At 41.0% G+C, this 26207-nt stretch carries 27 protein-coding genes and 1 pseudogene; 15 read left to right on the forward strand and 13 right to left on the reverse strand.

Annotation, left to right across the window (positions count from 1 at the left end; genetic code table 11):
- Positions 1-170: 170 nt before the first annotated feature.
- From AC1F2U_RS25115 to AC1F2U_RS25125, 3 genes and pseudogenes are all read right to left on the reverse strand, one after another.
- Positions 171-449, reverse strand: a pseudogene (locus AC1F2U_RS25115) (DUF4351 domain-containing protein); the annotation flags it as partial.
- Between the two features lie 12 nt (positions 450-461).
- On the reverse strand, positions 462-1406 hold the full coding sequence (locus AC1F2U_RS25120) for a DUF4351 domain-containing protein (RefSeq protein ID WP_480263555.1): 945 nt from the start codon (positions 1404-1406) through the stop codon (positions 462-464).
- 373 nt (positions 1407-1779) lie between these two features.
- Positions 1780-2175 carry a hypothetical protein gene (locus AC1F2U_RS25125; RefSeq protein ID WP_414512195.1) on the reverse strand — a complete coding sequence of 132 codons (396 nt, stop codon included), beginning with the start codon at positions 2173-2175 and terminating at the stop codon, positions 1780-1782.
- A 473-nt stretch (positions 2176-2648) separates the two neighbouring features.
- Here AC1F2U_RS25125 and AC1F2U_RS25130 point away from each other — a divergent pair, with 473 nt between their 5' ends.
- Positions 2649-3221 (forward strand): transposase, encoded by a 573-nt coding sequence (locus AC1F2U_RS25130; RefSeq protein ID WP_480263556.1) that lies wholly within the window; start codon positions 2649-2651, stop codon positions 3219-3221.
- 90 nt (positions 3222-3311) lie between these two features.
- Positions 3312-3437, forward strand: coding sequence for a hypothetical protein (locus AC1F2U_RS25135; RefSeq protein WP_480263557.1), 126 nt, complete (start codon positions 3312-3314; stop codon positions 3435-3437).
- Positions 3438-3489: 52 nt separating this feature from the next.
- Here AC1F2U_RS25135 and AC1F2U_RS25140 read toward each other — a convergent pair whose 3' ends face one another.
- Both AC1F2U_RS25140 and AC1F2U_RS25145 read right to left on the reverse strand, forming a co-directional pair.
- Positions 3490-4428, reverse strand: a complete 939-nt coding sequence (locus AC1F2U_RS25140; protein WP_480263558.1) for a GUN4 domain-containing protein — start codon at positions 4426-4428, stop codon at positions 3490-3492.
- Between the two features lie 3 nt (positions 4429-4431).
- The gene (locus AC1F2U_RS25145) at positions 4432-4923 is read right to left on the reverse strand and encodes a hypothetical protein (RefSeq protein ID WP_323200641.1); all 492 of its coding nucleotides are present in this window, start codon (positions 4921-4923) and stop codon (positions 4432-4434) included.
- A gap of 194 nt (positions 4924-5117) precedes the next feature.
- On the opposite strand from AC1F2U_RS25145, the gene AC1F2U_RS25150 reads away from it, so the two are divergent.
- From AC1F2U_RS25150 to AC1F2U_RS25170, 5 genes are all read left to right on the forward strand, one after another.
- Positions 5118-5438, forward strand: a complete 321-nt coding sequence (locus tag AC1F2U_RS25150) for a 2Fe-2S iron-sulfur cluster-binding protein (protein ID WP_480263559.1) — start codon at positions 5118-5120, stop codon at positions 5436-5438.
- Between the two features lie 147 nt (positions 5439-5585).
- Positions 5586-5765, forward strand: coding sequence for a hypothetical protein (locus tag AC1F2U_RS25155; protein WP_012408584.1), 180 nt, complete (start codon positions 5586-5588; stop codon positions 5763-5765).
- 103 nt (positions 5766-5868) lie between these two features.
- Positions 5869-6930, forward strand: a complete 1062-nt coding sequence (locus AC1F2U_RS25160; protein WP_480263560.1) for a DUF3326 domain-containing protein — start codon at positions 5869-5871, stop codon at positions 6928-6930.
- A gap of 141 nt (positions 6931-7071) precedes the next feature.
- On the forward strand, positions 7072-7668 hold the full coding sequence (locus AC1F2U_RS25165) for a CPBP family intramembrane glutamic endopeptidase (RefSeq protein ID WP_480263561.1): 597 nt from the start codon (positions 7072-7074) through the stop codon (positions 7666-7668).
- Positions 7669-7893: 225 nt separating this feature from the next.
- On the forward strand, positions 7894-8514 hold the full coding sequence (locus tag AC1F2U_RS25170; protein ID WP_480263596.1) for a CP12 domain-containing protein: 621 nt from the start codon (positions 7894-7896) through the stop codon (positions 8512-8514).
- A gap of 152 nt (positions 8515-8666) precedes the next feature.
- Here the strand turns inward: AC1F2U_RS25170 and AC1F2U_RS25175 are convergent, their stop codons facing one another.
- The 6 genes from AC1F2U_RS25175 to AC1F2U_RS25200 form a co-directional block, all read right to left on the reverse strand.
- A complete protein-coding gene (locus AC1F2U_RS25175; RefSeq protein ID WP_480263562.1) occupies positions 8667-9782 on the reverse strand; it encodes an LptF/LptG family permease in 1116 nt (371 codons plus the stop codon).
- Between the two features lie 477 nt (positions 9783-10259).
- The gene (lptB, locus tag AC1F2U_RS25180; RefSeq protein ID WP_480263563.1) at positions 10260-10988 is read right to left on the reverse strand and encodes an LPS export ABC transporter ATP-binding protein; all 729 of its coding nucleotides are present in this window, start codon (positions 10986-10988) and stop codon (positions 10260-10262) included.
- Between the two features lie 30 nt (positions 10989-11018).
- A complete protein-coding gene (locus AC1F2U_RS25185) occupies positions 11019-11516 on the reverse strand; it encodes an LptA/OstA family protein (protein WP_480263564.1) in 498 nt (165 codons plus the stop codon).
- 298 nt (positions 11517-11814) lie between these two features.
- The gene (locus tag AC1F2U_RS25190; protein ID WP_480263565.1) at positions 11815-12207 is read right to left on the reverse strand and encodes a DUF309 domain-containing protein; all 393 of its coding nucleotides are present in this window, start codon (positions 12205-12207) and stop codon (positions 11815-11817) included.
- On the reverse strand, positions 12204-12569 hold the full coding sequence (locus AC1F2U_RS25195) for a ferredoxin thioredoxin reductase catalytic beta subunit (protein ID WP_099100573.1): 366 nt from the start codon (positions 12567-12569) through the stop codon (positions 12204-12206). The genes AC1F2U_RS25190 and AC1F2U_RS25195 overlap by 4 nt, the downstream gene beginning before the upstream one ends.
- Before the next feature lie 206 nt (positions 12570-12775).
- Positions 12776-13936: a DUF58 domain-containing protein gene (locus tag AC1F2U_RS25200; RefSeq protein WP_480263566.1), complete on the reverse strand. Its 1161-nt coding sequence runs from the start codon at positions 13934-13936 to the stop codon at positions 12776-12778.
- Between the two features lie 210 nt (positions 13937-14146).
- Between AC1F2U_RS25200 and bchM the strand changes: the two genes are divergently transcribed.
- From bchM to AC1F2U_RS25225, 5 genes are all read left to right on the forward strand, one after another.
- A complete protein-coding gene (bchM, locus tag AC1F2U_RS25205) occupies positions 14147-14833 on the forward strand; it encodes a magnesium protoporphyrin IX methyltransferase (RefSeq protein WP_480263567.1) in 687 nt (228 codons plus the stop codon).
- Between the two features lie 81 nt (positions 14834-14914).
- A complete protein-coding gene (locus AC1F2U_RS25210; protein WP_480263569.1) occupies positions 14915-15358 on the forward strand; it encodes a hypothetical protein in 444 nt (147 codons plus the stop codon).
- Positions 15359-15754: 396 nt separating this feature from the next.
- The gene (locus AC1F2U_RS25215; RefSeq protein ID WP_480263570.1) at positions 15755-18487 is read left to right on the forward strand and encodes a TnsA endonuclease N-terminal domain-containing protein; all 2733 of its coding nucleotides are present in this window, start codon (positions 15755-15757) and stop codon (positions 18485-18487) included.
- A 2-nt stretch (positions 18488-18489) separates the two neighbouring features.
- Positions 18490-19659, forward strand: a complete 1170-nt coding sequence (locus AC1F2U_RS25220; RefSeq protein ID WP_480263571.1) for an ATP-binding protein — start codon at positions 18490-18492, stop codon at positions 19657-19659.
- Between the two features lie 5 nt (positions 19660-19664).
- The gene (locus tag AC1F2U_RS25225) at positions 19665-21245 is read left to right on the forward strand and encodes a TniQ family protein (RefSeq protein ID WP_480263572.1); all 1581 of its coding nucleotides are present in this window, start codon (positions 19665-19667) and stop codon (positions 21243-21245) included.
- A gap of 157 nt (positions 21246-21402) precedes the next feature.
- Here AC1F2U_RS25225 and AC1F2U_RS25230 read toward each other — a convergent pair whose 3' ends face one another.
- Positions 21403-22008: a YdcF family protein gene (locus AC1F2U_RS25230; protein ID WP_480263573.1), complete on the reverse strand. Its 606-nt coding sequence runs from the start codon at positions 22006-22008 to the stop codon at positions 21403-21405.
- Positions 22009-22363: 355 nt separating this feature from the next.
- Positions 22364-23785 carry a WGR domain-containing protein gene (locus AC1F2U_RS25235; protein ID WP_480263597.1) on the reverse strand — a complete coding sequence of 474 codons (1422 nt, stop codon included), beginning with the start codon at positions 23783-23785 and terminating at the stop codon, positions 22364-22366.
- A gap of 315 nt (positions 23786-24100) precedes the next feature.
- Between AC1F2U_RS25235 and AC1F2U_RS25240 the strand changes: the two genes are divergently transcribed.
- From AC1F2U_RS25240 to AC1F2U_RS25250, 3 genes are all read left to right on the forward strand, one after another.
- On the forward strand, positions 24101-24871 hold the full coding sequence (locus tag AC1F2U_RS25240; protein ID WP_480263574.1) for a tetratricopeptide repeat protein: 771 nt from the start codon (positions 24101-24103) through the stop codon (positions 24869-24871).
- A 340-nt stretch (positions 24872-25211) separates the two neighbouring features.
- Complete coding sequence (locus AC1F2U_RS25245; protein WP_480263575.1) at positions 25212-25340, forward strand: hypothetical protein; 129 nt, start codon at positions 25212-25214, stop codon at positions 25338-25340.
- Positions 25341-25584: 244 nt separating this feature from the next.
- Positions 25585-26013, forward strand: a complete 429-nt coding sequence (locus AC1F2U_RS25250; protein WP_480263576.1) for a hypothetical protein — start codon at positions 25585-25587, stop codon at positions 26011-26013.
- Positions 26014-26207: the final 194 nt, after the last annotated feature.

Below are 26207 nucleotides of genomic sequence, written 5' to 3' on the forward strand. Positions count from 1 at the left end.
TTAAAAGTATTAGGCGAATAAAATTCGCTACTACGCAAACAAAGTCCACCTCCGTGGACTAAGAGGAAATCAAGGATTTTAACCCAGGTTGGTGGGTTTTGTATTTCGACTCCGCTCAACACAAGTCTGTATAGCCGCGACTTCTAGTCGCCAGGTGTAGTAATAATAAATTAGATTGATTGTTGGTTTAACCAAGTTTCTAAATCAGCAACACTAGAAAAATTTAGCAATGCCTCTCCTAAATTTTCTAATTGTTCAATGGGTAAACCTTTAATTCGCCCAATTAATAATACATCAATTTCACCAATACGGCGATTTAGTAGACGCAGTATTAAGTCTTCTTTTCCTTCTTGCCTTCCTTCTTGCCTACCCTCTTGTCTTCCATCTTCTTTGGCTTGTTCTCTGTCTCTTTGATAAAGTGGCTCTAATCGCATAATTAACTCTTTATCAATCGAAATAAATTAGATTGATTGTTGGTTTAACCAAGTTTCTAAATCAGCAACACTAGAAAAGTCTAGCAATGCTTCTCCTAAATTTTCTAATTGTTCAAGCGATAAGCCTTGAATTCGCTCGATTAATGACGTATCAATCTCACCAATACGGCGATTTAGTAGACGCAATATTAAGTCTTGTTTTCCTTCTTGCCTTCCTTCTTGCCTGCCCTCTTGCCTTCCCTCTTGCCTTCCTTCTTGCCTTCCCTCTTCTTTGGCTTGTTCTCTGTCTCTTTGATAAAGTGGTTCTAATCGCATAATTAACTCCCTATCATCTGCTTCTAATTCTTGATTTACTCTCAAGTTTTCGCGCAAGTTGTAAACTAATTCAAGAGTTGCTTTTTGGTATGGATGATCTAATGGTAACGCTTGCAACTCGATAATCGCTTGTGACTGCACGCTTCCCCTACCTAAAAGCCTCAACCATAATGTCTCTGGTGTTTGGGGTAGTTGGTGTATTGCTACAATTGCTGTCCGCAATGCATCTGGCAGAAAATGCACTCCTGATAACCAACCTGCTTTTTGTATAGTTCCAAAGCTAGACAATCTAGTTTCAGATATGGTAGGTGTAAGAACCCACAATTTGGGAATTTCTGAGTCCTGAAGTTTGGTTTTATTGGTTTTAGCTTCTCGTCGCAGGAGAGCCTTGATTTCTAATAATTTGAGAATACAGTCGCAGATTTCATCGGTAGAAGCTGGATTGCGGTATGGTTCTATAATTGCAGGATTTTCAGCAAGTCTTCCTAGCAAACCTAGTATTTGTATATTAGAACTTTGTTGTTTGGCAGGAGTAAATAAAACATCTATTTCTTTAATTTCTCCTGATACTTTTTCTGATGCCTTGACTTCTCCGTAATCTTTTAGTAGTTCTTCTAGATAGTCTTTGGCGAATTTATCATGGATAAACCTGGTCATTCAATTTTAAGATTTTGGAAGTTCTGGGTTAATGCAAAGTGTTATTATATAGCAGTTCTGAATCATTCGTAATGAAATAGATCCCCGACTTCTCAAACTGACTTTTCACGGCATCTGGAAAACCTCTCTCTAAATCTCTCTCCTAAAAGGAGAGAGACTTTGAATTTCCCCCTTTCCGGATCGGGAAGGGGGTTAGGTCAATCGTTAGCTTTTCCAAATAATGTGAAAAGTCAGTTTAAGAAGTCGGGGATCTGGACACCTTGAATTTTTACATATACCATTCTAAAAAAGTTAAAAGCAGATTCTATAAGCCTTTTGACACTTCGACTTCGCTCAGTGTTAACTTTCTACTTTTGACTTCCGCGTAGCGATGCTAGGCGGTTATTGCATTTTCATCTGATGTTTTATCTGTGTTAGCTTTCAAGCGTGTCAATCTGCTTTTACGGATACGTTCGCTGTCTCTAACGCCGCCTGCAAGTTCATATTCATTGCTATTTTTGCCGTACTTGCAACCAACCCATGTCAGCATTTTGTCTGAAACCTGACTTAAGGTTTTTTCCATCTCATCCAACTTATTTCTAGAAGAGTCAATCATAGCTATAGCAGCGTTATAATCATCAAGCACATTGTGAAAATTGTCTATTAATTGAGTCAGGTTTTGCAAGTTGTGAGTATCATCAAAATTGATCTGTGGATCGATAGCTTTTAGCCCGGCAACTCTAAATTCAGCTTTTTCTAAAATCCGGGAACTACGTTTTTTTCGAGCCATAAATTTACACTTTTAAAAGTTTTACAGAGCTATTTTGTCTCAATTAACTTGGATTTTGGTTCAGCAAAAAGCGCATTTTTTTAGTGAAAGTTTTTATTTATGTCCGTGATTTCTCGGATTTAATCATAAAAGGTTGATTTTCAGCAAAATAATATTATGTTTAAGCAATAGACAATAGGGCACAGCATTGCTGTGCTGCTACAAATGGTCTGTATTCTATGTCAACTGCGAGCGCTATAACATTAAGGCTTAATGTTGTAACCTTAAGGCTTAATGTTATAACCTTAAGGCTTAATGCTGTAACCTTAAGGCTTAATGTTATAACCTTAAGGCTTAATGCTGTAACCTTAAGGCTTAATGCTGTAACCTTAAGGCTTAATGTTGTAACTTTAAGAGTCAACCTTATAACATTGATGACCAAAGTTTATTGGTGAGTGCATAATACCAAGCGTGGTATTTTAACGATTTTTTTCATGCCTCGCCCTCAACGTAACTTGCAACCTGGCTTTTGCTACCACATCACGACTCGCTGCAATAACCGCGAATTTCGCCTAACGCGCTTAGAATGCCGCGAAGTCTTTCTGTATGCCGTCAAAAAGGCACAGGAAAAATATCAATTTAAACTCTATGCCTTGTGCATTATGAGCAATCATGTGCATTATCTGCTGGAACCAAAACAACCAGAAGATTTACCGAAAATTATGCACTGGTTGAATTGGTATACTGCTATGTGTTTTAACCGAATGCTCAACCGCACGGGGCATGGTTCGACTTCGCTCACCACAAGTTTTTGGGAAAAGCGCTACCACAGTACAGGTTTTGCCAATACAGATAAACGTCGGGCGTTAAATACTCTGCGATATATCCACGCCAACCCGAAAGCCGCAGGAATACAGCAGGGATTTTTCTATGACTTCAGCAATTACGGGACTCATGACCGTTTGAGTAATGATGGTATCACTCAGTGGCATCCAGCGTTTTTGCTATTGGGGAGGACGTTGGAAGAATGCGCTGCTAGATATCGCCAGTTTTGTAAGAAATATTGACCAAAGCCAAAGCCTGAAACAAGGAATCATTGGGGTAGTCGTTTTTTGCCTTCTTTGAAAAATAAGGGTAAGAAGAAGTCACCGGGACAGATGAGTTTACCTTGGGACAAGCAGAGAGTCACAGAAGATACTGAAGTGCATGAGGTAGCAGAAAAGTTTATTCTGGCGAATTGCTATAACCCCGCAGTGCCAGGTATCGGAGTTATGAAATGTTGATTATACCGTGCATTTGGGGTTTGTAAGAAATCTTTTTAAATGTCTGAAAGCCTTAGATGTTACAGTTTACAAGTCTCGATGCGAGAGAAGAGAACCCGCGCCCCCGCGACCCGCCCGGCCCAAACTCCTCAAAAAGGGAGGGGGGAATCGGACTCCACTTAGGGAGGTGTCCTTTAGGGGAAGAAATATCAAAAGTTACTTCGTCGTAATTGATCCAACTACCTCTTTTTATCCATCCAACGCGATCGCCATACCTTTCCCAGGCTTCCTCATAATACTTGCCGTCTGCTGCTCCGCCAACGCTCAAGTAAATTTCCTTCTGGACGCTGAAGCCAAAGTGTCCTTTGCTGTATTTTACCCATAAGCGGTCAATTGTGCGTAAGTCAGTGCAAGGAAAATTTAAGAGTTCGTCTAAGGTGAACCAAAAGTTGCCACCTTTTTTAGCCTGAATCATCACCCGATAGGTTTCTTGGTTGGCTTCCTCCCAGTTGCAGTTTTTTTCTGCTAGTATGTTGCGTAGTATAGTGTAGTCTATGCCTTTTTGAGAGGCTAGGTTATCAGCTTGAACTTGGGTTATTGGCTGTTTTTGGGTAATTCCCCACACTAGATTATCTAGCGCTCTACTATCATCTAATCCATTTGCAAAATTCACCCAATTTAGCTGCCTAAGGAAGTCCAAAGAGTCTGGAATTCCTTGCACCTTTGGTAACAAGACGGGAATTACAGGGATATCTGCTTCTACAAGTTTAGCCATGAGCGATCGCAATTCCATTATTTGCCATTTTCCTAATCCTGTAGGGCCAATGAAAATAGCAGCAGATTTAACACTTTGAATCGCCATTTGAATTTGATCCTGAAATGGCCGTCCCGGTGGAATTTGCTCCTCATCTAACCACGGCTTTAGCTTACGCTGCCTGAGTTCTTGAGCAATTTTTCTAACTTGAGGTTTATCCTCACTATTGTGAGCCAGAAAAACATCAAACTGTACCATTACTTACTCCTCCACACCTGCAATTTTTGCCAACGCCTTCGCGTAATCTTCCAACCCACCGCGCAAAACTTCCAACTCACTTCGCAACTTGGGTTCCTCTGACCAACTCTGCTCATGTTCCTTGGGACTCACCCCCACAGGTCGTCTAGCTTCCCACGCTTGCAACAACGGATGCCATTTAGCCAAAAACGGCCTTAACCCATTATTCAACACTGCGATCGCAATTCCCCCCACAGAATCACGAGAAGCACCCACATCCGGCCCGGCGGCTTTGAGAACTTCGCGGGTTGTACCAAATAAACTATAAAGAGAGTTCATCGCTTCTCGTACCAAACCCTGGTCAACTTCCAAAGGTTGTACAGCAATGCGTGTCACCAATTCCACATAAAGCGACCAAGCCGCCTTCTTTTGTGTGGTGTCAACTTTCCAAGACATCGAACCAATGCCAAAAGGCAGACTTACAGATACAGTCTCTAAAGAAACGCGATCGCGCATATTTTATAGTAAGCAAATTTAACTAATTTATTTGTGTATTGTATAGTAAATAATGTTACTAATCTAAAACCTGTTCAGGATTAGTTGCTATAATTATCAATCTTTTACCTAAATTTTTATAGTAACATCTGGATATTTCTAACTGATTCAGATAAACTAATACATTTGTCCGTTGCATCACGCTTCTTTTGTATATGCCCAAAACTTACACCGTAGAAATCGATCACCAAGGCAAAATTCATACCTTGCAAGTTCCTGAGAATGAAACGATCTTATCAGTTGCCGATGCTGCTGGTTTGGAACTGCCGAGTTCTTGCAATGCAGGTGTCTGCACAACTTGCGCCGGTCAAATAAGCCAGGGAACTGTGGATCAAACTGATGGTATGGGCGTTAGTCCAGATTTGCAAAAGCAAGGTTACGTATTGCTTTGTGTTGCCAAACCCCTTTCTGATTTGAAACTTGAGACGGAAAAGGAAGACGTAGTTTATCAGTTACAATTTGGCAAAGGCAAATAATCAGCGAACAGTTATCAGTATATCGGATGATTATTCATAACTGAATAACTGTTCGCGGAGATTACCAAATCTGATAAATTACGCAAGTATTTCATTGCAGATGAAGTCAGGTATTCTAGAAACTACAAATCAACAGGATTTACCAAAATGACAACTCATTTTATTACGGCAGAAATTGATTTACAAGAAACTCCCGCAGAGTTGCTAGAAGTAATTGAAACAGAGTTAAAAAAACAAGGCGAACCTCTGCGTTGGGCAGTTACTTCTGTGGATACTGACGAACAAAAAGCTACAGTTGAAGCCGTTGTCACGACAGTTAAGAGTTAGGATAGACGCGATTAAGAGAGACGGGATTAATCGCGTCTGTACAAGAGTTAGGATTTGATGGCTTGTGATTCATAAACTCATCACTCATCACTCTTAACTTAAGATGAATCGTCCATATACCGCTATTTTAATTGTACCGACAGGCGTTGGGGCTGCCATTGGGGGTTATGCAGGAGATGCTTTACCTGTTGCCAAAGTCATAGCGCAGGTTTGCGATCGCCTAATTACTCACCCCAATGTCCTGAATGGCGCAAGTTTGTATTGGAACCTCCCCAATGCTTTCTATGTTGAAGGTTACGGGCTTGACAAATTTGCTTCTGGATGCTGGGGTCTGCGTCCAGTCCGCAGCAACAAAGTAGGTTTGCTTTTAGATCAAGCCATTGAGCCAGAATTACGCCTACGACATATACAAGCAGCCGATGCAGTCAGAGCAACTTTGGGATTGACTCTAACAGATTATGTAATTACTGATGCACCATTAAATGTAGAATTGCGGACTACAGGATCGGGAGCTAGTTGGGGAACAATTGGCAACCCGGATAGCTTGTTACGGGCAGCCGAGATATTAATTAAAAAAGCGGGGGCAGAAGCGATCGCAGTTGTAGCCCGTTTCCCCGATGATATGGATGAGGAAGCAGTACAGAAATATCGCCAAGGTGAAGGCGTAGATTCTCTGGCGGGTGCAGAAGCCGTAATTAGCCATTTGCTAGTGCGAACCTTTCAAATTCCTTGCGCCCATTCTCCCGCACTTTTGAGCGAACCTCCACAACCTGATTTATCTCCGCGTTCCGCCGCCGAAGAATTAGGCTATACCTTTTTGCCCTGCGTGCTTGTCGGATTAAGTCGTGCCCCACAATTTATAATAGATAAAGGAGCGATTGCATCAGAGAAAGGAGATATTTGGGCAGATGAAGTGGATGCTGCGATCGTACCTGCAACTGCCTGTGGTAGCAGTGCCTTACTGAGTTTAAGCCAAAGACGATGCCAAATAATTACAGTAGAAGAAAATAAAACTCTAATAAAAGTTCCTCCCCAACCTTTGGGGATCAAATCTATACAGGTAAACTCATATTTAGAAGCAGTAGGTGTATTGGTAGCACACAAAGCAGGCATCAATCCCTCCGCTCTCCGTCCCAAATTATTACCTTTGCAGTCCATTAGTTAGGAGCAAGGAGGCAGGAGGCAGGAGGCAGAAGTATAAAGTTAGAATTCATACTAATTCCCTGAATTACAGCTAAAAATTATTCTCCCTTGCCCCCCTGCTCCCCTGCTCCCCTGCTCCCCTGCCCCTCTCCCCCTAAAACCTGTGATTGAACAACAAAAGCAAGAGCCAGAAATTCCATACCTAACGCGCATCCAAGTACTTGGGGCGATGGGAGCGACTGCAATCATTTTGTTGATAGTCGCCAAACTTTCGTTATACCTTGGCAACTTTTCGCTATTTTCTTGGGACTTGAATCCAAGAGAAGCGCTGTTAGGTGTAGGGTTGGGGTTTGTGCTCACCGCGTTAAGTGGCTTAACTTATCGCCTATGGGCTGCCTATCGTAAGAGTGCAGATTATTACCTAGAAGTAGTACTGAAGCCTTTAGCTTTACCAGATTTAATTTGGCTGGGGTTGCTACCAGGATTGAGTGAAGAATTGTTATTTAGAGGTGTGATCCTGCCAGCTTTAGGCTCCGATCTTACAGCTGTAATTGTATCCAGTCTTTGCTTTGGCATCTTGCATTTTAGCGGTTCCCAACAATGGCCTTACGTAATTTGGGCAACAATTGTCGGGATGATATTGGCATATAGCGCCCTGCTCACGGGCAACTTGTTAGTGCCGATTGTCGCTCATATTATTACCAATTGGATTTCTAGCTATTTCTGGAAAATGCGGCAATTTTCGGCAATTAAAAAATAAATATTTGTCGATCGGCAGAATGCGATCGCAATTTATGCTAGGTTTTTGGGCATTGGTTACATTGGATAACATCAGAAGTTGACAACTGGTCTAATTTATTGTTGTAGCTGGGCAAAAGTTCAACTTTTTTTACTTTTTAGTTAGAGCAAACTGTGCGCTGCAATGCTTCGATACGTCCATGAGGGCGCAGTGCTGCACCGGACTATTAACCAGGAGACTACAACAATGATGAAAGCTGAAGATATCATGACTAAAGACGTAGTTACCATTCGCGGTTCGGCAACTGTTGCTGAAGCGGTGGGGCTGATGAAGGACAAAGGATTGCGGGCGCTGGTTGTGGATTGCCGCCATGAGAATGATGCTTATGGCATTGTCACAGCAACAGATATTGTTTATAAGATAACAGCCTACGGAAAAGATCCAAAGCAAGTGCGGGTTTATGAAATTATGAGCAAGCCCTGCATTGTGGTAAATCCTGATTTGGGTGTGGAATATGTAGCGCGGTTATTTGCTAATACTGGTATTCATCGCGCACCTGTGATTCAAGGCAAGTTGTTGGGCATCATCTCGATTACCGACATTTTGACTAAAAGCGACTTTGTGGAAGCGCCAAAAGCGCTACTGCTGGAGGAGAGAATTCAAAAAGCAATTGAGCAAGCTCGTGCTATTTGCACTGAACAAGGTGCTTATTCTAAACCCTGTGCAGCTGCCTGGGATGAGGTAGAAGAACTTCAGGCAGAAGCAGCTCACCAGAAAGCTGAGGGTATGATATCAGCGAAAGTTTCTTTTGAAGAATACTGCAAGGAAAACCCCGATGCACCACAATGTCGAAATTATCATCCGTAATTGAAGTGGGGGATGAGGGAGAATAATAGACATCTGGTGAAAATAAATGTAGAGACGTACCACTGCTATGTTTCTGCAAGGGTTATGGATAACACATATTTAATTTCACCAGATGTTTAATATTGTTTATCTACTTCCGCATCCTCCTCAATTTACCTTCTCGCAACTCGCATTAATAAGAATAAACCTATTCCCAAAAAAAGAAAGTTGGGCAACCAAGCCCCCATAAAGGGAGAAAGGACACCTGCTTGTGCCATCGCCCCACTAATAAAGAAAATTAAGTAGTATGAAAATATAACTACGACACTAATCCCAAAGCTAGTACCTCTCCCTGTTCGCTGGGGTATGCTTCCCATCGCTGCGCCTACTAAGCCAAAAACCACGCATACAAAAGGTAAAGAGATTTTTTGTTGAATCCGCACTTCAAGTTTACGAATTTTTTGGTGATCGCCACCAAGATTTTCCACTTCTAGTTGATTTAGTGCTTCAGAAATATTCATCTCACCATAATCGCGGCTTTTTTCTGCCAGACTTAATGGCGTGCGCGGTAGTTGCAGTTGTTGATGTTCAAATTTAACGATATTGCGGTAAGAGCGATCGGCAGCAACAAAATAGATTGTACCGTTGTAAAAATCCCAGACATTTTGAGAAGGATTCCACTGAGCAGATTCTGATACCACAATTTGATTCAGATTTTTTGTTGAGCGATCTATAATTGTCAACCCTGTCATCCGCTTACCATCAAATTGGTCGGCGTAAAACAAGCGTGTCAATATCCGATTCTTAGAGCCATCCGGCTGGACAACATCCTGGTATTCAGGATAGAAAATATTTTGTTGTTTAAAAGTTGGCTTGTCTGATTTGAGTGCTTTATCCAGAGTCATCGCCGCTTGATAATTTGCTGCTGGTGCAATTTCTTCGTTAAACACAAATGTCATTCCTGTAACCACAAGACTTAACATCACAGCAGTTAGCACCATGCGATAGACACTGACGCCACAACCACGCAAAGCAATTAGTTCGCTCTCGCTAGAAAGACGACTGTAGGTCATCAAAGTAGCCAGCAGCGTAGACATGGGGAAAGCTAAAACGATAAAATTGGGAAATTTTAACAAAAAAACTTGAATAGCAATGTCTATAGGTAGCCCAGATTCGACAATTTTTCTGACGAGATCGAATACAGCATCAATGGTGACGCCAATTGATGAAAAAGCTCCGACACCAAAGAAAAACGGCGCTAACAATTCGCTGGCAAGATAGCGATCCATGATCGTAAAAGGCAGCAGCGAATAAAGACTATTAAAAAACGGGAGTTTCTTTGATATCATAAGCAACTTGAAAATTTAGATATTGGCAACCCTGGCAAAGCAAAGTATATAGCAGGAGGCAGGAGGCAGGAGGCAGAAGGCAGGAGGTAGGAGGCAGGAGGCAGAAGGCAGGAGGTAGGAGGCAGAAGGCAGGAGGCAGGAGGCAGTTGGTCACTGAGCGTAGTCGTTCGCGCAGCGTCTCCGACAGGAGAAGTGAGGCAGAAGGCAGGAGGCAGGAGAAAAATAGTCTTTATATCTGGTCTTTAAGTTTAGGCTCTCTACCTCACTTAATTGCAAACTGGTGTATCTAATTTATTCAGTATCAAAGTTTAATTCTCAATAGCTGAGAAAACAGAACTAAAATGAATTCATAAAATTCATGCTGAAGAATCAAAAATCAAAATATCCTTTGAAATTATTAACTAAATAATTGTTAATTTAGACTTGAAAATTATCCCCTAAATAATATTGCCGCACGAGGGGATTGCTGTAGAGTTCTTCAGCAGCGCCAAAAGCGAGGATTTGTCCCTCACGCATGATGTAGGCCCGATCGGTGATAGCGAGGGTTTCACGGACATTATGATCTGTAATTAAGATTCCCATGCCGCGATCGCGCAGTTGTGCGACGATTTGCTGAATTTCTGAGACTGCGATCGGATCGACTCCCGCAAATGGTTCATCCAAAAGTAAAAATTTTGGCCCTTCTCGTCCAGCAGCTAAAGACCTTGCTAATTCCGTCCGCCGTCTCTCACCACCAGAAAGTTGAATTCCTTTACTTTTAGCTAATTTTTCCAACCGAAACTCTCGCAGTAAAGTTCTGAGTCGGATTGACCACTCCCATCGTGGCACATGAGTTTGCTCTAGCACTAACAGAATATTATCCTCTACCGAGAGCTGGCGAAAAACACTTGGTTCTTGTGCTAGATAACCAATACCCAGTCGTGCCCTTTGATGCATTGGCATTCCCGTCACGTCTACATTACCCAGCCAAACTTTTCCTTGATTGGGTTTTTCTAAACCTGTGGCAATGTAAAAAGTCGTCGTTTTACCAGCCCCATTGGGGCCTAGTAAACCAACGATTTCGCCCTGAGCAACAGAAAGATTGACACGATTGACAATTACTCGCTTGCCGTAAGATTTGTGAATATTCTCTAAAACAATTTTCACTCTGGAAGCACCCTTTCTTGGTGGTAAATGCTAATTAGAAGGCTTCAAAGGTGGCGTCTTTGGGGCAGGTGTCGCAGTTTGTCCACTATTATTTGATTCCTCGATCATGTAGATGGACTCTACCTGACGGTTGGATTGGGGTAAAGCAACAAATCGCCCTTCATCAATTAAATAGGTTACTTTCTCTGCCCGAATACTGTTACCGCCCTGTTGCAAAATATAGACATTGCCACTGAAATCAATTCGGCGTTCTTTACTAAAATACTGTGCTTGGGCAGATGTTGCCTGAAGTTGGCGAGCCGGATACAACATTTGCACATTACCGCGAGCAGTGATTACTTGATTTTTCGCGTCATATTCTTGCACATCAGCGCGGATAGTCAGGGGGCGATTTGCCTCAGCTGTTTGTGCAGTAGCAGTTTGCACTTGGGTAGGGAAGGCAAAAGCGCCCAAGAGTGCAGCTGGCAGCATTAAAGCTAATCCAAAACGACGTATCTGTGATAAGGGCAATTGATAGCAGGGCATCATAGCAATTGGGGATTTAGGATTTCAGCTTGCATTCTAATTATCTCAAGTACTTTATCCAGATTATGAAATATACAATCTGGAGCGATTTCTGATAACTACTGGCTGAAATAGTGACGCTACCCCTAACCTCAAGGTTTCAGCTAATTGACATAAGAAGTGAAAATGACGTGGGCACAATACTCTTCTTTTAACAAAGACGCTACGCGTAGCTTGCTTCCACGTAGTGGTACGGGAAGCCCTCGGCTAGATGAATTTTGCCTACCAAGGATTCCGGGTAACGCATAATTTAACTAGATGTCTAATCAGTACTTAGCACAATTCTAGGCAAAGATAAGACTTGATTTTCGCCCAGGTCGCCAGCAGCAATTTTATCTGGCCCGATTTGTTGTAATGTCGTTAACAACGCTGCGCTCTCGCTCAATAGCTCATCTACGTCAACGCCGCCGTAACTAGATGGGTAACGGCGTAGGCGATTGCTGCCTTCTCCCAATAGAATTACAGCACCTCGCCAGTTCCGATTTTCCAAATGATACAATGCCACAGCAATTTGGAGAATGCCTTGATAAAAGCTTTTTTCCGGTTCGCTTGCTTCAATCCACAAAGCCTCTAAAGTGTCATGACAAGCGTAGAACTGTCCAGAATTGAACTGTTCTACGCCTTGCCAAAACTCTTGGGGGATGATTTCGCTCATCCCATGCTGTCTCGTACTTCTTTGATTGTTTCTAGAGAAATTTCTTGTTTGTCTCCAGCAAACTCATTGTCAGGGGTGAGGAATAACATGCAATGGCACTCTTTGCGTTCTCTCATTGGCACACAAGGACAGTTCCAATATGTGGCGTGAATCTCAGCTTCTTTATCTTCGTAATGGCGACAAGGACATAAAGGCGCACCCAGGTCGTCTTTATGTTTGGCTAGTCCTTCAATCACAACTGCGGTGACAGAAGGTTCAGAACAGAAGTATGTTCCAGTACGCTTGGCGTATTGTTCGGAAAAATGCCGCATTGCCTCTAGGCTTTTATCGCTGGATTTTGTGTTATGTTCTGATGCGATCATGTCGTTCATAATTTAAATATTTCTTTGCATTGTACCTCAGCCTCACTAAGGGATTACTGGGTGTATTTCCCCAACCTTACCTGCTCAAATCGTTTTACTTTTGCTCAAAGGCTGATATATCTGGTGTCCTGGGATCGGAGAAAATCTCAGAAATCGCAGAAGCTGAAATTGTCAGCAGTCTTTGAAATTATAAAATTTGAATTGATTTATGAATGTAATGTTTTTTGTAGCTGGGGTTGCAGTGAACCATCGCTTTGCAAAACTATACCAGGGTGTTCCCAATTGATTACTTCTGGTTCTGCTGCTGAGGAAAGATTTGGCCACAAAACCCAGCGACTGCCTTGAGGAAGAGTAGCAAGGCTCAGAGGATTCTGAGTCAGCCAAATCAAAGGATAGCTTTTAGGAATTACTGAACTGGCATCTTCTAAGGCTCTGGTTGCTGCTAAGGTTTCTAGAACAAAGCGATCGCCTTTAATTAAATTTGTTGATGCTGTCCATAATTGCACCTCTAATTCTTGTTTATGTGCATAAAAATACAGTGATGCTGCGGCAATTACTGCTTGTTCAAAGTTTTCTTCTTCCCAATTGCTAGCACTGTCAAGGGCAATAACTATTTCTTGTCCACCTGTGACCATTTCTAACTCCCGCACCCTTAATTCGCCATAGCGGGCACTAGTCCGCCAGTGAATCAAGCGAGTAGGATCTCCTAGACGGTAGGGACGGAGCGATCGCACCAGCCCCGTTGTCGCTGTCTGCAAGGGTCTACCACGAGGATCGCCTCTTTTGCTCTCTTCTTGCCCCATTTCGTCTATTAGGGGGCAGGTAGCCAAGGGTAACACTGTGGGATAAACGATCGCTGTGGCAGCGCAATCACGCTGACGGCGACACCAAAACAACCCCAAAGGCGCACCAGAACCAAGTTCGACTGTGTGCCAGCGATAAACACCCCGGCGCTGAGTCGGGTGGTAATATACCCAACGGTAACTACCTTGGCTAGGAATTGTTTCGATTGCCTTTTGTACTGGTTTCCCTAAAACGAAGGGCAATATATCTTCAACTTGCAATAAGCTGACAGGCTGCTGTGTCTGATTGCAGATTTCTAATTCCACCGTGAGATCGTCGCCTGCTGACACTGGTTGCATGGGACGGCGGGTGATGGATAGACCTGTGAGCGATCGCGGCGGTAAGATGGCTGCTACACCCAAAAGGGCAAAACTAATGCCGCTAATGGCGTAAAGCCAACCAGCCATCGTATTGATACCTGCGCCAAAAAAACAAATAGCCGTTGCAGCTAGTACCCAACCGCCGTATGCAGGGGCACTGGCGCGGGTTTCTAACCAATTGGTGATGGGTTTAATAATTTTCATGTTTCTTTTTTAGCTCAACACCACCCTAAATTCACAGGGTCTAAGGGTATGCCAAAAAAACCATAATAGTACTATTTATCAAGCGTCAAGCAATTTGAAGCGTGCTAGATTCAGGGGGCAACTCTCATCTGGAAAAATCTGGAAGACCGCTCTTATGGGTTCCTATCAATGATAATTTTAAGCATTGGGAACCCCTAAAAATCGAAGTTTATGAACGCAGCCGATGACAAAACGATTGTTCGCGAATATTTCAATTCCACAGGGTTTGACCGTTGGAAGCGAATCTACGGCGATGGCGAAGTCAACAAAGTCCAATTAGACATCCGCAATGGACACCAGCAAACTGTGGATACAGTTCTCGGTTGGCTGAAGGCTGATAACAATTTACCAGAGCTATCAATCTGTGATGCTGGGTGTGGTGTCGGTAGTCTCAGCATTCCCTTAGCAGTAGATGGTGCCAAAGTCTATGCCACCGATATTTCGGAAAAAATGGTAGAAGAAGGCAGAGATAGAGCAAAGCAAACTTTGGGAAATAACGAAAATCCTACTTTTGCCGTGCAGGATTTAGAATCGTTGAGTGGTAGCTACCATACCGTTATTTGCCTAGATGTTCTCATCCATTACCCTCAAGAAAAAGCCGATGAGATGATATCTCACCTCTGTTCTTTGGCACAGTCGCGGATAATTCTCAGTTTTGCGCCGAAGACCTGCGCCCTGACTATACTCAAGAAAATTGGCAGTTTCTTTCCTGGGCCAAGTAAAGCCACTCGTGCTTATTTACATCGTGAGGCTGATGTGGTGAAAATCTTAGAAAGCAATGGCTTTTCTTTGCAACGACGGGCAATGACGAAGACTCGCTTCTATTTTTCTCGCCTACTGGAAGCTACACGCAATTAAGGTTCAAATCGCAGCAAAGGTATAATAAACCTCTTGCTGCGATTTGACAATCTCAAACATGAGATATGGTAAATATTACCGTTGACATCAAGCTTTGTTTTTCTCAATATTGGTATTCTGGGAAATAGAAATGGGAATAATAAAGTGGTTAAATATGCTGAACGTTGTATTTTTTCCGAAGAAGAATATCTAGAGGCATTCCATTCAATTTATGAGGGATTAACTCTAGGACATAAAGCTATCTTGGATAAGTTATATCAGCATTGTTACTTTATGAAAGATAATCGCAGATTACGTACTTGGGAGTTATCTGAAGCTGCTGAATATGATGGTGATTCTCCTGGACAAATTGGCCATTTAGGCGCAAGTTTTTGCAAATTCTTTGGAGTAAAAGATGATGAATTTGGTCAACCAGCACTTGCAATAGTTAATTGGTTTGCAGATGAAACGAATGGGTATTGGTACATTGAGCTAATTCCTGAAGCAGCTAGAGCATTTAAGCGTTTTCGCCTCGAAATTAACTAATTACAAGGGTTGATAATGTTAGTTAATTTGTACAGGGAAAAGGTTACAGGTTGTCGGTGGAAGGATAATATTGCCAAAAATGGAACCATAATATTGCCACGACAAAGCTCAAAACGTTTATTCTGCCATTAATCACTGATACCAAAAATTTGGCAATTGGAATGATAATACTGCCGAAAACTAAAAATGGAACAATAAACGTGCCAAAATTGTTAAATTAGATGACTCGTTCAAAACGCTTTTGTAGCTAGAGGTACAATTAATAACACATCAGCGTAGTGCAATGGCTTGAGTAATAATCGGCTACTGTTTCTCCCAATTAATTAGTGTTTGCTACTTCTGACGTGCCATTGTTATAGACTGCATGTCTAACTCAAGTTTCAGGGAGTAAGAAAAATGCTCACCGATTACGAGTTTAAAAAATGGTGTAGCGACCAAAAATTATCAAAATCATCAATCTCAACTCTTACAGATATTCGTTCTAGCGAGCCAGCACGACGAGTTGGGGGTGGAAGAAAGAATGTTTCAGGTTTTTACCCCAGCAAAAAGAATCAAAAAAGCATTCAATTTGAGTCTCATAAAGTCGAGCTTCCCTTTATATATGAACTAGAGCATGATGAGTCGGTTCTGGAATATTACGACCAACCTCCGGCATTTAAAATAAATTACCAGTCCAAGTCGGGGCGAAATCTTGGATTTTTCTACACCCCGGACTTTTTCGTTATCAGAGCTTCGAGCGCTGGGTGGGTAGAGTGTAAAACAGAAAAAGAATTACAAAAGTTGCTTGTCAAACAGCCTCATCGTTACAGCTTTAATAGTGATGGTTATTGGTTATCACCACCTGCTTTATCGTATGCCGCACAATTTGGATTTGATTTTCAAATTTTTTCAGATGCTAAAATTAATTGGATTTTATACCGCAATCTAACCTTTTTAGAAGATTATTATCGTGCTATTGATGAATCCAAAAATCTGAGGAATAGGTCAGACGAGTTAATTGAAAATATTGTTCGCGCCCAACCAGGAATAACTCTGAATCAATTGCTTGACAATAAGTTAGGAATTAGCGCAGATTCGATTTATTTTTTAATTGCTAGCGAGCAGATTTATATAGATTTAGAGACGTGCTTACTAGTTGAGCCAGAACAATGCCAAGTTTTTTGCGACCGAGAGTATGCTTCTTCCCATAAATCGATATTTTTGTCATTGCGAAGTGCAGATACAATAACTGTTCCAGTCATAAATTTAGTTCCAAAAGAACAAATAAACTGGGATGGTCAAATCTATACATTGATAAAAGTTGGTCATACACAAATTACTCTGCGCTCTGAATTAGGGGAGTTGATTGACTTACCAGTTACCGAACTAGAGAGTAAAATTCGGCTGGGTCAAATAACAGTTAATAAACAGATGTATGCGGGCAGTAACCCCGACGAATTAAATTCAATATTAAGGGGTGCAAGCCAAAAAGATTTAGAAGATGCTAACCGACGTTACAGAAGTATTGAGCCAATATTGTTAGGTCAAAAAATAGAAAATCCAACAGTCCCAGAACGCACTTTAAGGGATTGGCTAGCCAAATATAAACAAGCTCAACAACAATACGGCTACGGCTATATTGGGCTTTTAAATCACTCCAATAAAAAAGGAAACCGCAACCGGAAGTTACCCCAACAAATCTTAGAATTAATCAATGAATTTATTACGCAAAGCTACGAAACCCACAAACAAAAACGCAAGTACGAGGTATATGGAGCTTTTTGTAATGCTTGCATCAATGCAGGAATTCCAGACGACCAAATTCCTAGCTATAAAACATTTATTAGCGAGATAAAACAGCGTAGTGGTTGGCAGCAAACTTGTAGTAGAGAAGGACATAGAGCAGCTTACCCACAACAATCGTTTTACTGGGAATTAGAGCTAACAACACCAAAACACGGAGATAGGTCATTAGAGGTTTGTCATATTGACCACACAAAATTGGACATAGAGCTACGTTGTTCACATACAGACCAAGTACTTGGCAGACCTTGGGCTACATTTCTGGTAGACGCTTACAGCAGAAGAATCTTAGCAGTTTATTTAACTTTTGACCCTCCGAGTTACCGCAGTTGCATGATGGTACTGCGGATTTGTGTAATGCGCTACTCACGTTTGCCCCAAATCATAGTCACAGACAACGGTAAAGAATTTCACAGTACGTACTTCGAGAGTTTGTTAGCTCTGTTTGAATGTACGCTCAAACACCGTCCCCCTGCTGCATCCCGATTTAGTGGAGTTTGCGAGCGTTTATTTGGAACAGCTAACACTCAATTTGTTTATAACTTAGCTGGTAACACGCAGATTACCAAAAAAGTCAGGTTGATGACCAAAACAGTCAACCCTAAAAATCTAGCAATTTGGACTCTTGGGTTATTGTATCTGTATCTTTGCGAATGGGCTTACTCAGAATATGACACAACAGAACATCCAGCTTTAGGGATGTCTCCTTCTGACGCATTTAATCAAGGTATAGCAAAGTATGGATTAAGAACTCACCGACTAATACCCTGGGACGAAAACTTGAGAATTTTAACTTTACCAACAACACAATCACAGAAAGTAAAAGTTCACCCAGTCCAAGGGATACAAATTCGAGGAATTCATTACTGGAATTCGGCTTTCCGCGACCCTAGTATTCACAAAACGTATGTGCCAATAAGATACGACCCATTTGATATTGGGATTGCTTATGCCTATGTTCGTGGTCAGTGGATTGAATGTATTAGCGAATATTATGCAGCTTTTAAAGGGCGTTCAGAAAAAGAGATTTGGCTGGCAACAACTGAGTTGCAAAAACGTAAAACCAATCATCATCAAGAATTTAAAGTTCGAGCCAAAAAATTAGCAGAATTTCTTTCATCAGCAGAAGCAGAAGAGGTTTTACTGGTACAACGTCTCCGGGATAATCAAGGAAAAGAAGTATTTAAAGTCATTGAGTGTGAAAGGAATAAAGTTCAATTTCATGAATCATTAAATTTGACAGAAACAGTAGCTATTGAGCCAAGCGGAAATAACACTTTAGGATTAGTTCAAGTAGAAAGCGTTGCTCAAATACCTACTAAACTCCAAATTTTCGATTCTTATTAATCATGTCTAATCAAAAGCATTTTCCCACGGCGTTACTGACACAATCAACGATGGAAAAGCTATTGTACTTCGACAATTATACAATGGCACACCCTCGGCTAGAAGAAGCCTTCAATTTTCTCAAGCTAGCGGTTAGTAATTCTTCGGAATCACGAATTATTTTTATTTACGGTCCAACAGGGGTTGGTAAAACTACCCTACGTTTACTAATTGAAAAGTGGTTAGTTGAATCGAATTTATCGCAACTCGAAATTGACCCTGGTTGTTTACCATTCGCATCAGTTGAGGCAGTGGTTCAAAAATCAGGAATTTTTAACTCGAAAGACCATATTAAGCGCTGCTTATTTGCCCTTAATGAACCACTAATTGAACATAAGATAGACTACGGCACGCGAGGTATTTATCGTAACAATTTGGGGCAAATTGTGATTGAATCAAAAGTCATTGAAACAGATTTAGGATGGGCGTTAGAGCAAGCTCTTAAACATCGCAAACCCAAAATATTTTTTATTGATGAAGCTCATCATATGCTAATGGTAGCCTCTGGACGCAAGCTAACAGATTTACCTGAAGCTATAAAGTCATTAGCTAACAGAACTGGAGTTGTGCATGGTCTAGTAGGCACATACGAATTATTGACCCTACATGATGTTGGCGACCAGTTAAGCCGACGTAGTGTTTACTTACATTTTCCCCGTTACCATGCTGATATAGAACAAGACAGAGAAGTATTCCAAAGTGTGGTTTGGGGTTTTCAACTAAGGATGCCATTACAGCAAGAGCCTGATTTAGTATCACATTGGGATTACTGTTATGAGCGAAGTTTGGGTTGTGTAGGCATTCTTAAAAACTGGTTTCAGAACGCATTGTTCGATGCAATTAATGAAGGATCTGACTCTGTTGAGCTTAAACATCTAGAACGTCGCGCCTTATCGGTTGCCCAATGTCGAAACATCCTCAAAAAAATTAAAGAAGGAGAGAATAATCAGGCACAAATTGAGGGAGAAGTTCAGCAACTGCGTGCGGAATTGGGCTTACCAATAAAATCTGCGCTAATTGATAACGACATTAAACAAGTTGAGATTCAACCACAACAGAGTAACTCAACTTTGAGAAAAGTGCAGTCTAAAGTCGGACAACCATTACCTAAGCGTCGTCAAGTAGGAACTTGAGTGATATGCCCACATTAACCCTAAAACTTTACCCATCGTGGGATACGCAAAAATCTCCGATTCCACCAAGAAGCCGTTTGTATAATCTAGAGCCAATTGGTATAGGAACTCCTTATGTAGAAAGTTTAACAAGCTATGTCATTAGACTAGCTGAACAACATTGCATCACTACTAGAAAGCTACTTATAAAGGAAATTGCCCCATTTATGGGTAGAGAACCGAAATTATCAAACTTAAGAAATGAAAGGAATGAAAGTATCGGCAAAATACTTGGAGTTAATAGAGATAGAACAGCAACTAATGGAACGGGCTTAATGGCAACTAATTTAGTACGTGCAATGTCCATCCTGACGAAACGAACAGACTTACATTTTCTTACCCTTATACCTTGGGAAAAGGTGCTTTCTAAAAGGGATTTACTTCGCCATGAGCGTGTTTGGTGTCCTTCTTGTTACCAAGAATGGCGTGATACCAACAAAAGTATTTATGAGCCACTTCTTTGGTGTATTAATGTAGTTCAGATTTGTCCAATCCACCACCATCCTTTTTTATCAGTGTGTCCTCATTGTTTGAATCAACAACTTGTACTTTCTGGTGATTCTCAGACCGGACACTGTAATAAATGCGGTAAATGGCTGGGGAGTTACCGATACAAAAGTGGTGGAATCAACCAAATGAAAAAAGCGGATGAAATTGCTTGGCAACTTTATGTGAATCACGAATTGGGAGAATTAATCGCAGCTGCACCCACTATCATATCTCCTCTTGATTCAAATCGGATTAGTCAGACAATTTCTACTTTTATTAATCAAGCATTTCAATCAAATCAAGCTGCTTTATCTCGCGCTATTTCAGTAAATCAAGCAACAATTGGTTCATGGTGTAAAGGAAAAGTAATACCTCAAATAGATAAACTTTTGCTACTAAGTCATCAGATGAGAATCAAATTGCTTGATTTTTTAACAACAGATATTTTATTTTTTGATAATATTGCTTGTGGCTCATCAACAAATCAAGCCGAACAACCAAGAAAGTCCTATAAAAGAATCAATTCCGAGAGAAAGCAAGTTTTAAATATAGTTCTTCAAGAAGTAATTAATGAGTACCCACCACCTTCTTTAGAAGATGTCGCGTTTCGTCTAAAACATTATCCGCTTTGTTTACAGAATCATTTTCCCGAATTATGTCAAATAATTAAAGTTAGACACGCTGATTATAAAAGCGTGAGTAGACAGCAAAAAATTCAACCTATTCTCGAATTAGCACTTCAGGAATTTCCACCTCCTTCATTCCTAGAAATTTCTCGACGACTAGGTTACAAAAATAACAGCTATTTATACAGATATTTTCCTGAACTTTCTCGTTCTATCTCCAAGCGTTACCAAGAATACAATAATGCAATTGGTAAGGAAAAAAGAGAGCTTGTATGCCAAGAAATACAAAATGTTGCTCAATTGCTTCATTCACAAGGACAAAAACCTACACAACGTCGGGTTACTCAACTTCTTACCAAGCCGGGAGTGATGCGTAACCTTTGGGTGAGGTCTTACTTACGTGAAATTCAACAGTCTCTTGGCTATGCTTAACACATTTGGCAACTGAGTACAACCTATGCTTAGGATTAGAAGTATAATTTTGCCGAAGTTAATTGGAAGCATAAGCAAGCCATTCCGGCAATATTATCCTTCCACCGACACAGGTTTATTTTCTAATTTGGGCATTTTTAGTTGCAGTTCGCTACGGCTATATTTTAAACACTAAGTAGACAAAGTAAAAATAAGTTTCTCGGCTCAAAAACTCCATCTGACTGCGAAAACTGCGATAGCGAGTAGTAGGTGTGGGAGACGAATGTGCATCCATTCCTAAGCCTCGTGCCATCAATACGGCTCGCTTCATATGCAATGGATCGCTGACAATAAGAAACTTGGTTAATTGGTGAGCATTCGCTACTTCCAAAGCATTTTTGAGGTTCTGGTGAGTTGTGCGAGATTGAGTCTCAATGAGAATATCAGCAGCTTTTACCTGTTGTGCGATCGCATAATTTTTCCCAACAATAGCTTCAGCTGGTTCATTACTCTCGCCAACTCCGCCAGTAAAAATGATTGTCTTAACAAATCCATTTTTATATAAGTTAATGGCGTGGTTAATTCGCTCTCTGAAAACAGGAGATGGTTCTTCTTTCCAAACTGCCGCTCCTAAAACAATTGCTGCATCTGCCTTGATATTATTATTACTCCTGCCATATAAATAAATACTTGAGGCAGAAGAAGCGATCGCCAGCAACAAGGCAGATATCAAAGCCACTGTCACCAAAATTAACCATTTTTTGGGAATTTTGTAATTGAGCATGGGGCGTTGTGCTATTTTTCATTCTTAGTTTCAATTTGCTCAAGGGCGATCGCAGTCTTTACGGTTTAACCTGGGACTGAATGGAATGGCACGCTTGATAAGGGTAAATCCATTATCTATAAGGATGAAAGGGTGTAGGGTATCGGGTGTGGGGTGTAGGGAATGAAGAATAAGTAATCTCTGTTTCACCTCGTGAGCTTGAATGTTTATTAACACTACACCTACCCCCTACCCCCTACCCCCAACAAGATAGCCCAGACGAGGTTTCACGTTATCAAGCGTGCCATTCGGGACTGAATGCTTTAGTGTCGGCGCTTTTCGAGAGATGTCGCGCTGAAGCTCAGGCTCTATCTAGTTAAACTAATTTTTGAATATCACCATAGGCACGGTAGAATCCGCCACTGGCTGATTCACGTATTTCTTGAACAAGGTAACGCGCACCTTCAATACGAATATCCTTGGGAAACTGAACTTTCCAGTTGTGGTTGTAACCATCAGAAACAACACGAACTCTCAATTTGCTTCCTTCTCGAAAGCATTCAACAATAACCCCAGAGCTTGTATTTGTAGTAGTTTCTAGAACAGATGAGGGTGCAGCTCCTTCACCTAATGGTGCTTTAATTACTACAGCTTCGGGAACTGTGCCTGTTTGAGCAGAGCTAATCGCAGTTTCACTAGCATCAATGCAAGCCAAATAACCATCTGTTGTAACAATATAAATATAGTTGTTGAAAAACTGCATAGATAAAGCCGAGCCACACCCTGTAGAAAGCTTCCAAAGACGCTCTCCTAGACTATCAAAGCAGTAAATTGAAGAACTATTGTCTCCAGCAAACACATACTTCCCGTTAAGTGCGGTAGCGCAAGAGTAAACTGACGCATCACATTTGAAAACGGAGCCAACTTCCCCATTTTTATTAAAGGAATAAACTTTATGGTCGCTTGTTCCGGCATAGACTGTTGATGCCTCTTGCCAACCAAACAGTACGCTGCCTTGAGTTTTTTGATGCCATAACATCCGACCTTCAAGGCGATCGTACATAGTCACGCCTTTGCTATGACCGTGATAAATCCCTGATTGATCACAACGTACCATCCAGCCGGAATCGCCAAGACTTAGACGAGTCCACTGTGATTCATCATCATGATCGATTGTCGTTACGCCACCATTGGCATCAGAGACGGCTAACAATCCATCTTTGATATCTAACCAAAAAATATCAACATTTTCATCAATTTTATAGCTCAGACGCGGTAGCTTGCCAGTCAGGTCGTAAACATTGCCGTCATCGCAACCAGCATAAATCCAAATATCATCGGCAACTAAACATTTAACGCCATCAGGAAGCTTAAACCGATTGATTGCTTGACCTTGATGATTCAAAGCAAAAACTTGACCTGCTTGATTCCCAACCCAGCAACGTTTGGCATCAATGAAAATTCCAAAAGCAGCTGAATTAGAAGCAAACTTCCAAATAATCGGAGCTTGTTTTGCGGTGGAAATAGTGCTGCTGACTTGGCGGCGTGTCACAGGGCGCTTCTGGCGAACACCCATAACAGCTATCTCGTAACCTTTATTGAGCTTCTCTTTAATTTTTTTACTAGCCTCTGCTTTGGCTTTCTCAGAAGTTGGATAAGCTTTTGTTTGAGTTTGCCCTGAGTCGCCAATCCGACCGTAACGTATAGTTAATTGGTTATCTTGAACTATTACTTCATAAAACTTGTGAGAGCTTCCACTAGCTTCGGAAAGCTCTAAATATGTCTTTTCTTCTGGGATGACTTCTCTCATAAAATCAATACCAATGTTTAAATATACAGAAAAATTTGGGATATGCAAATTAGCTACAGATTAGACTTTGCCCCAATCTATTGTGGGAAGTATCTTGAGCTTTTAGCACTGATCTAGATCACGAGCTAATAAACTTTTTAAGTTATTTATAATACTAATAATTTAATGTAATTACATACACTACTTAGCTAACAAGGCTACTATTGTTAGAGCATTTCTACTGGCGATCGCCTGAAATTGCAGTTGCTTTGGCTCTACACCCCAATTTTGGATGCTTTTGAGATCAAAAGAAAGAAAATTTATATGACTTCTAAGCAAATCTTTGTTTGGCAAAAATTAATTTTATTGGTCGCAATTGCGCCATTGGTGCTGGTTTTAGTTTGCAACCCGGTGTGCGATAGCAAGTGCTATCTGGAGCGAGGGATTGTGGCTTACAAGCAGGGAAATTTTGCTCAAGCTGAACTTGCTTTTCGCTCTAGCATTAAAACTAATTCCAACCTGCCGTCTGCTTACAACAACCTTGGAGTGACACTTGTCAAGCAAAAGCAACTAGACCAAGCCATTGTTGCTTTTCGTAAATCTCTAGAACTTGCTCCTAACTACGGTGAAGCACAGGCTAACTTAGGATTTGCTTTAGAAAAAAAAGGGGATTTACAAGCTGCAACTGCTGAGTTTACCAAACAACTCCCAACCGCCTTAGATTCCAAACGCTCTGCACTCAGTTTGGAACTAGGATTGCCGGAAGGTCTTGGCGTACTTGCCGAGAAAATCGCCTCTTATGAAAGCGAAATCAAGAGCAATCCTTCGTCTTGGAAAGGCTACTACAACTTAGGAGTTGCCCGCGATCAACAAGGCGATTTAGCAGGCGCGATCGCGGCTTATAAACAAACAATTCGCCTCAATCGAACTTTTGCCGAAGCATACGGAAACTTAGGTAACGCTCTAGTGCTATCTGGGCAAAAGGCGGAGGGTTTAGCTTATATGCGGCGCTGCCGAGATTTATTCGAGCAGCAAGGACGCAAGTATGATGTCCGTAAAGCTGAAGAGTTGATAAAACAACTCGAACAAAAATAGTAAATGTATACGATCTAAAATTTACTACTCAAAACCAGCAGTTGGCCTTAGCGATAGCGCTGTTTTGTCCACCGTAGGCGATCGCATTTTTAGTTGATGTATTAATTTTAGTCGAATTGTCTATAAATTTTAGTTGATGTTAGAAAATAAAGCCTCAAACCTAGACTAAATGCAAGTCTCAGAATTTGGCTGAGATTATTGTTTTCCGAGAGTGACAAAAGAGGGATAGTACTTAAGTACATCGGTGGTATTGCAAGGGTTAGTCAGATACAATTACTACAACCGTTTTTAACGATTATATTCTCTGGGCTATTATTTAGCTAAACAAATTACGCCATTGATGCTGATAGTCTTTGGTATCGTGATTGCTAGCATAGCAGTGCGAAAAAAGGCATTAATTGAACTACTGTTTGGTTTAGCAAAGCCTCTTACAGACGATCGCGGCAGACACCAACCGCCAGAAACGTGAGGGTTTTTGAAAGTCGGATTGGTGCGATACACAAGCTAAGTCTGTTACCTAAGTATAAAGCGTGTTTTACTCCTGAATTTCAGAATTCTGCTGTATATTGTCATCACGAAAGAGTACCTGCTTCAATTGGCTCTATAGATAGAGAAATATCCTCAGCAAAGCTGGTATATTTACAAGTTTTAGTAGTAATATTTTTTGAATAGAATTAAGAGATTAACCTGGTATTTTTACAAGTTTTGGCAGTATGAATATGGAATTTTTTAACAGGATTCCTTTGATGCCTTTAGTATTACTCTTATTGGCTTACATTCTCCTGGGATGGTATCTTGCTGCTAATCATATTATTTGGTTAGTAGGAGCTTTTGTTGTTGCTATGGTTATAGCTGTAGCAAGAAAAAGTTTTTCTTGGTTAGAGCGTTTAGTTGAGTTTGGCTCGAAAACCTTAGTTGTTATTTTGTTTTTAAGTATATCAATTGCTTTAGTAGCAACTTGGTCGATATTATTAAGACTCTTTATTATACCCTTAGCCACTACGCTTTTAGCTGATTTAGAAATGCGCTTTTCTGGCTACAATAAACTAGATTCATTTTGGGTTATAACTGTCCTAGCTGTATTGGGTTTGGTAGTAGGTGAAGTAATAGACATTTTACTTTTCCCCAGTAGCAGATACTAAAGAATTAAGGATAAAAAACCGATATATTATTTATTAATTAACAACGCACAGATGTGCATCCCTACTTAAGGGAAACTATGGAGCGATCGCTGTCTGTAGTACAGCAAGGTGTAAATCAAGCAAGCATCGATTATAAAGAAATAAAACGTTTTTGCTATAAAAATTATGCATAGCGTTAATAGCTTTTTTATCAA

Source organism: Nostoc sp. LEGE 12454 (assembly GCF_056620565.1).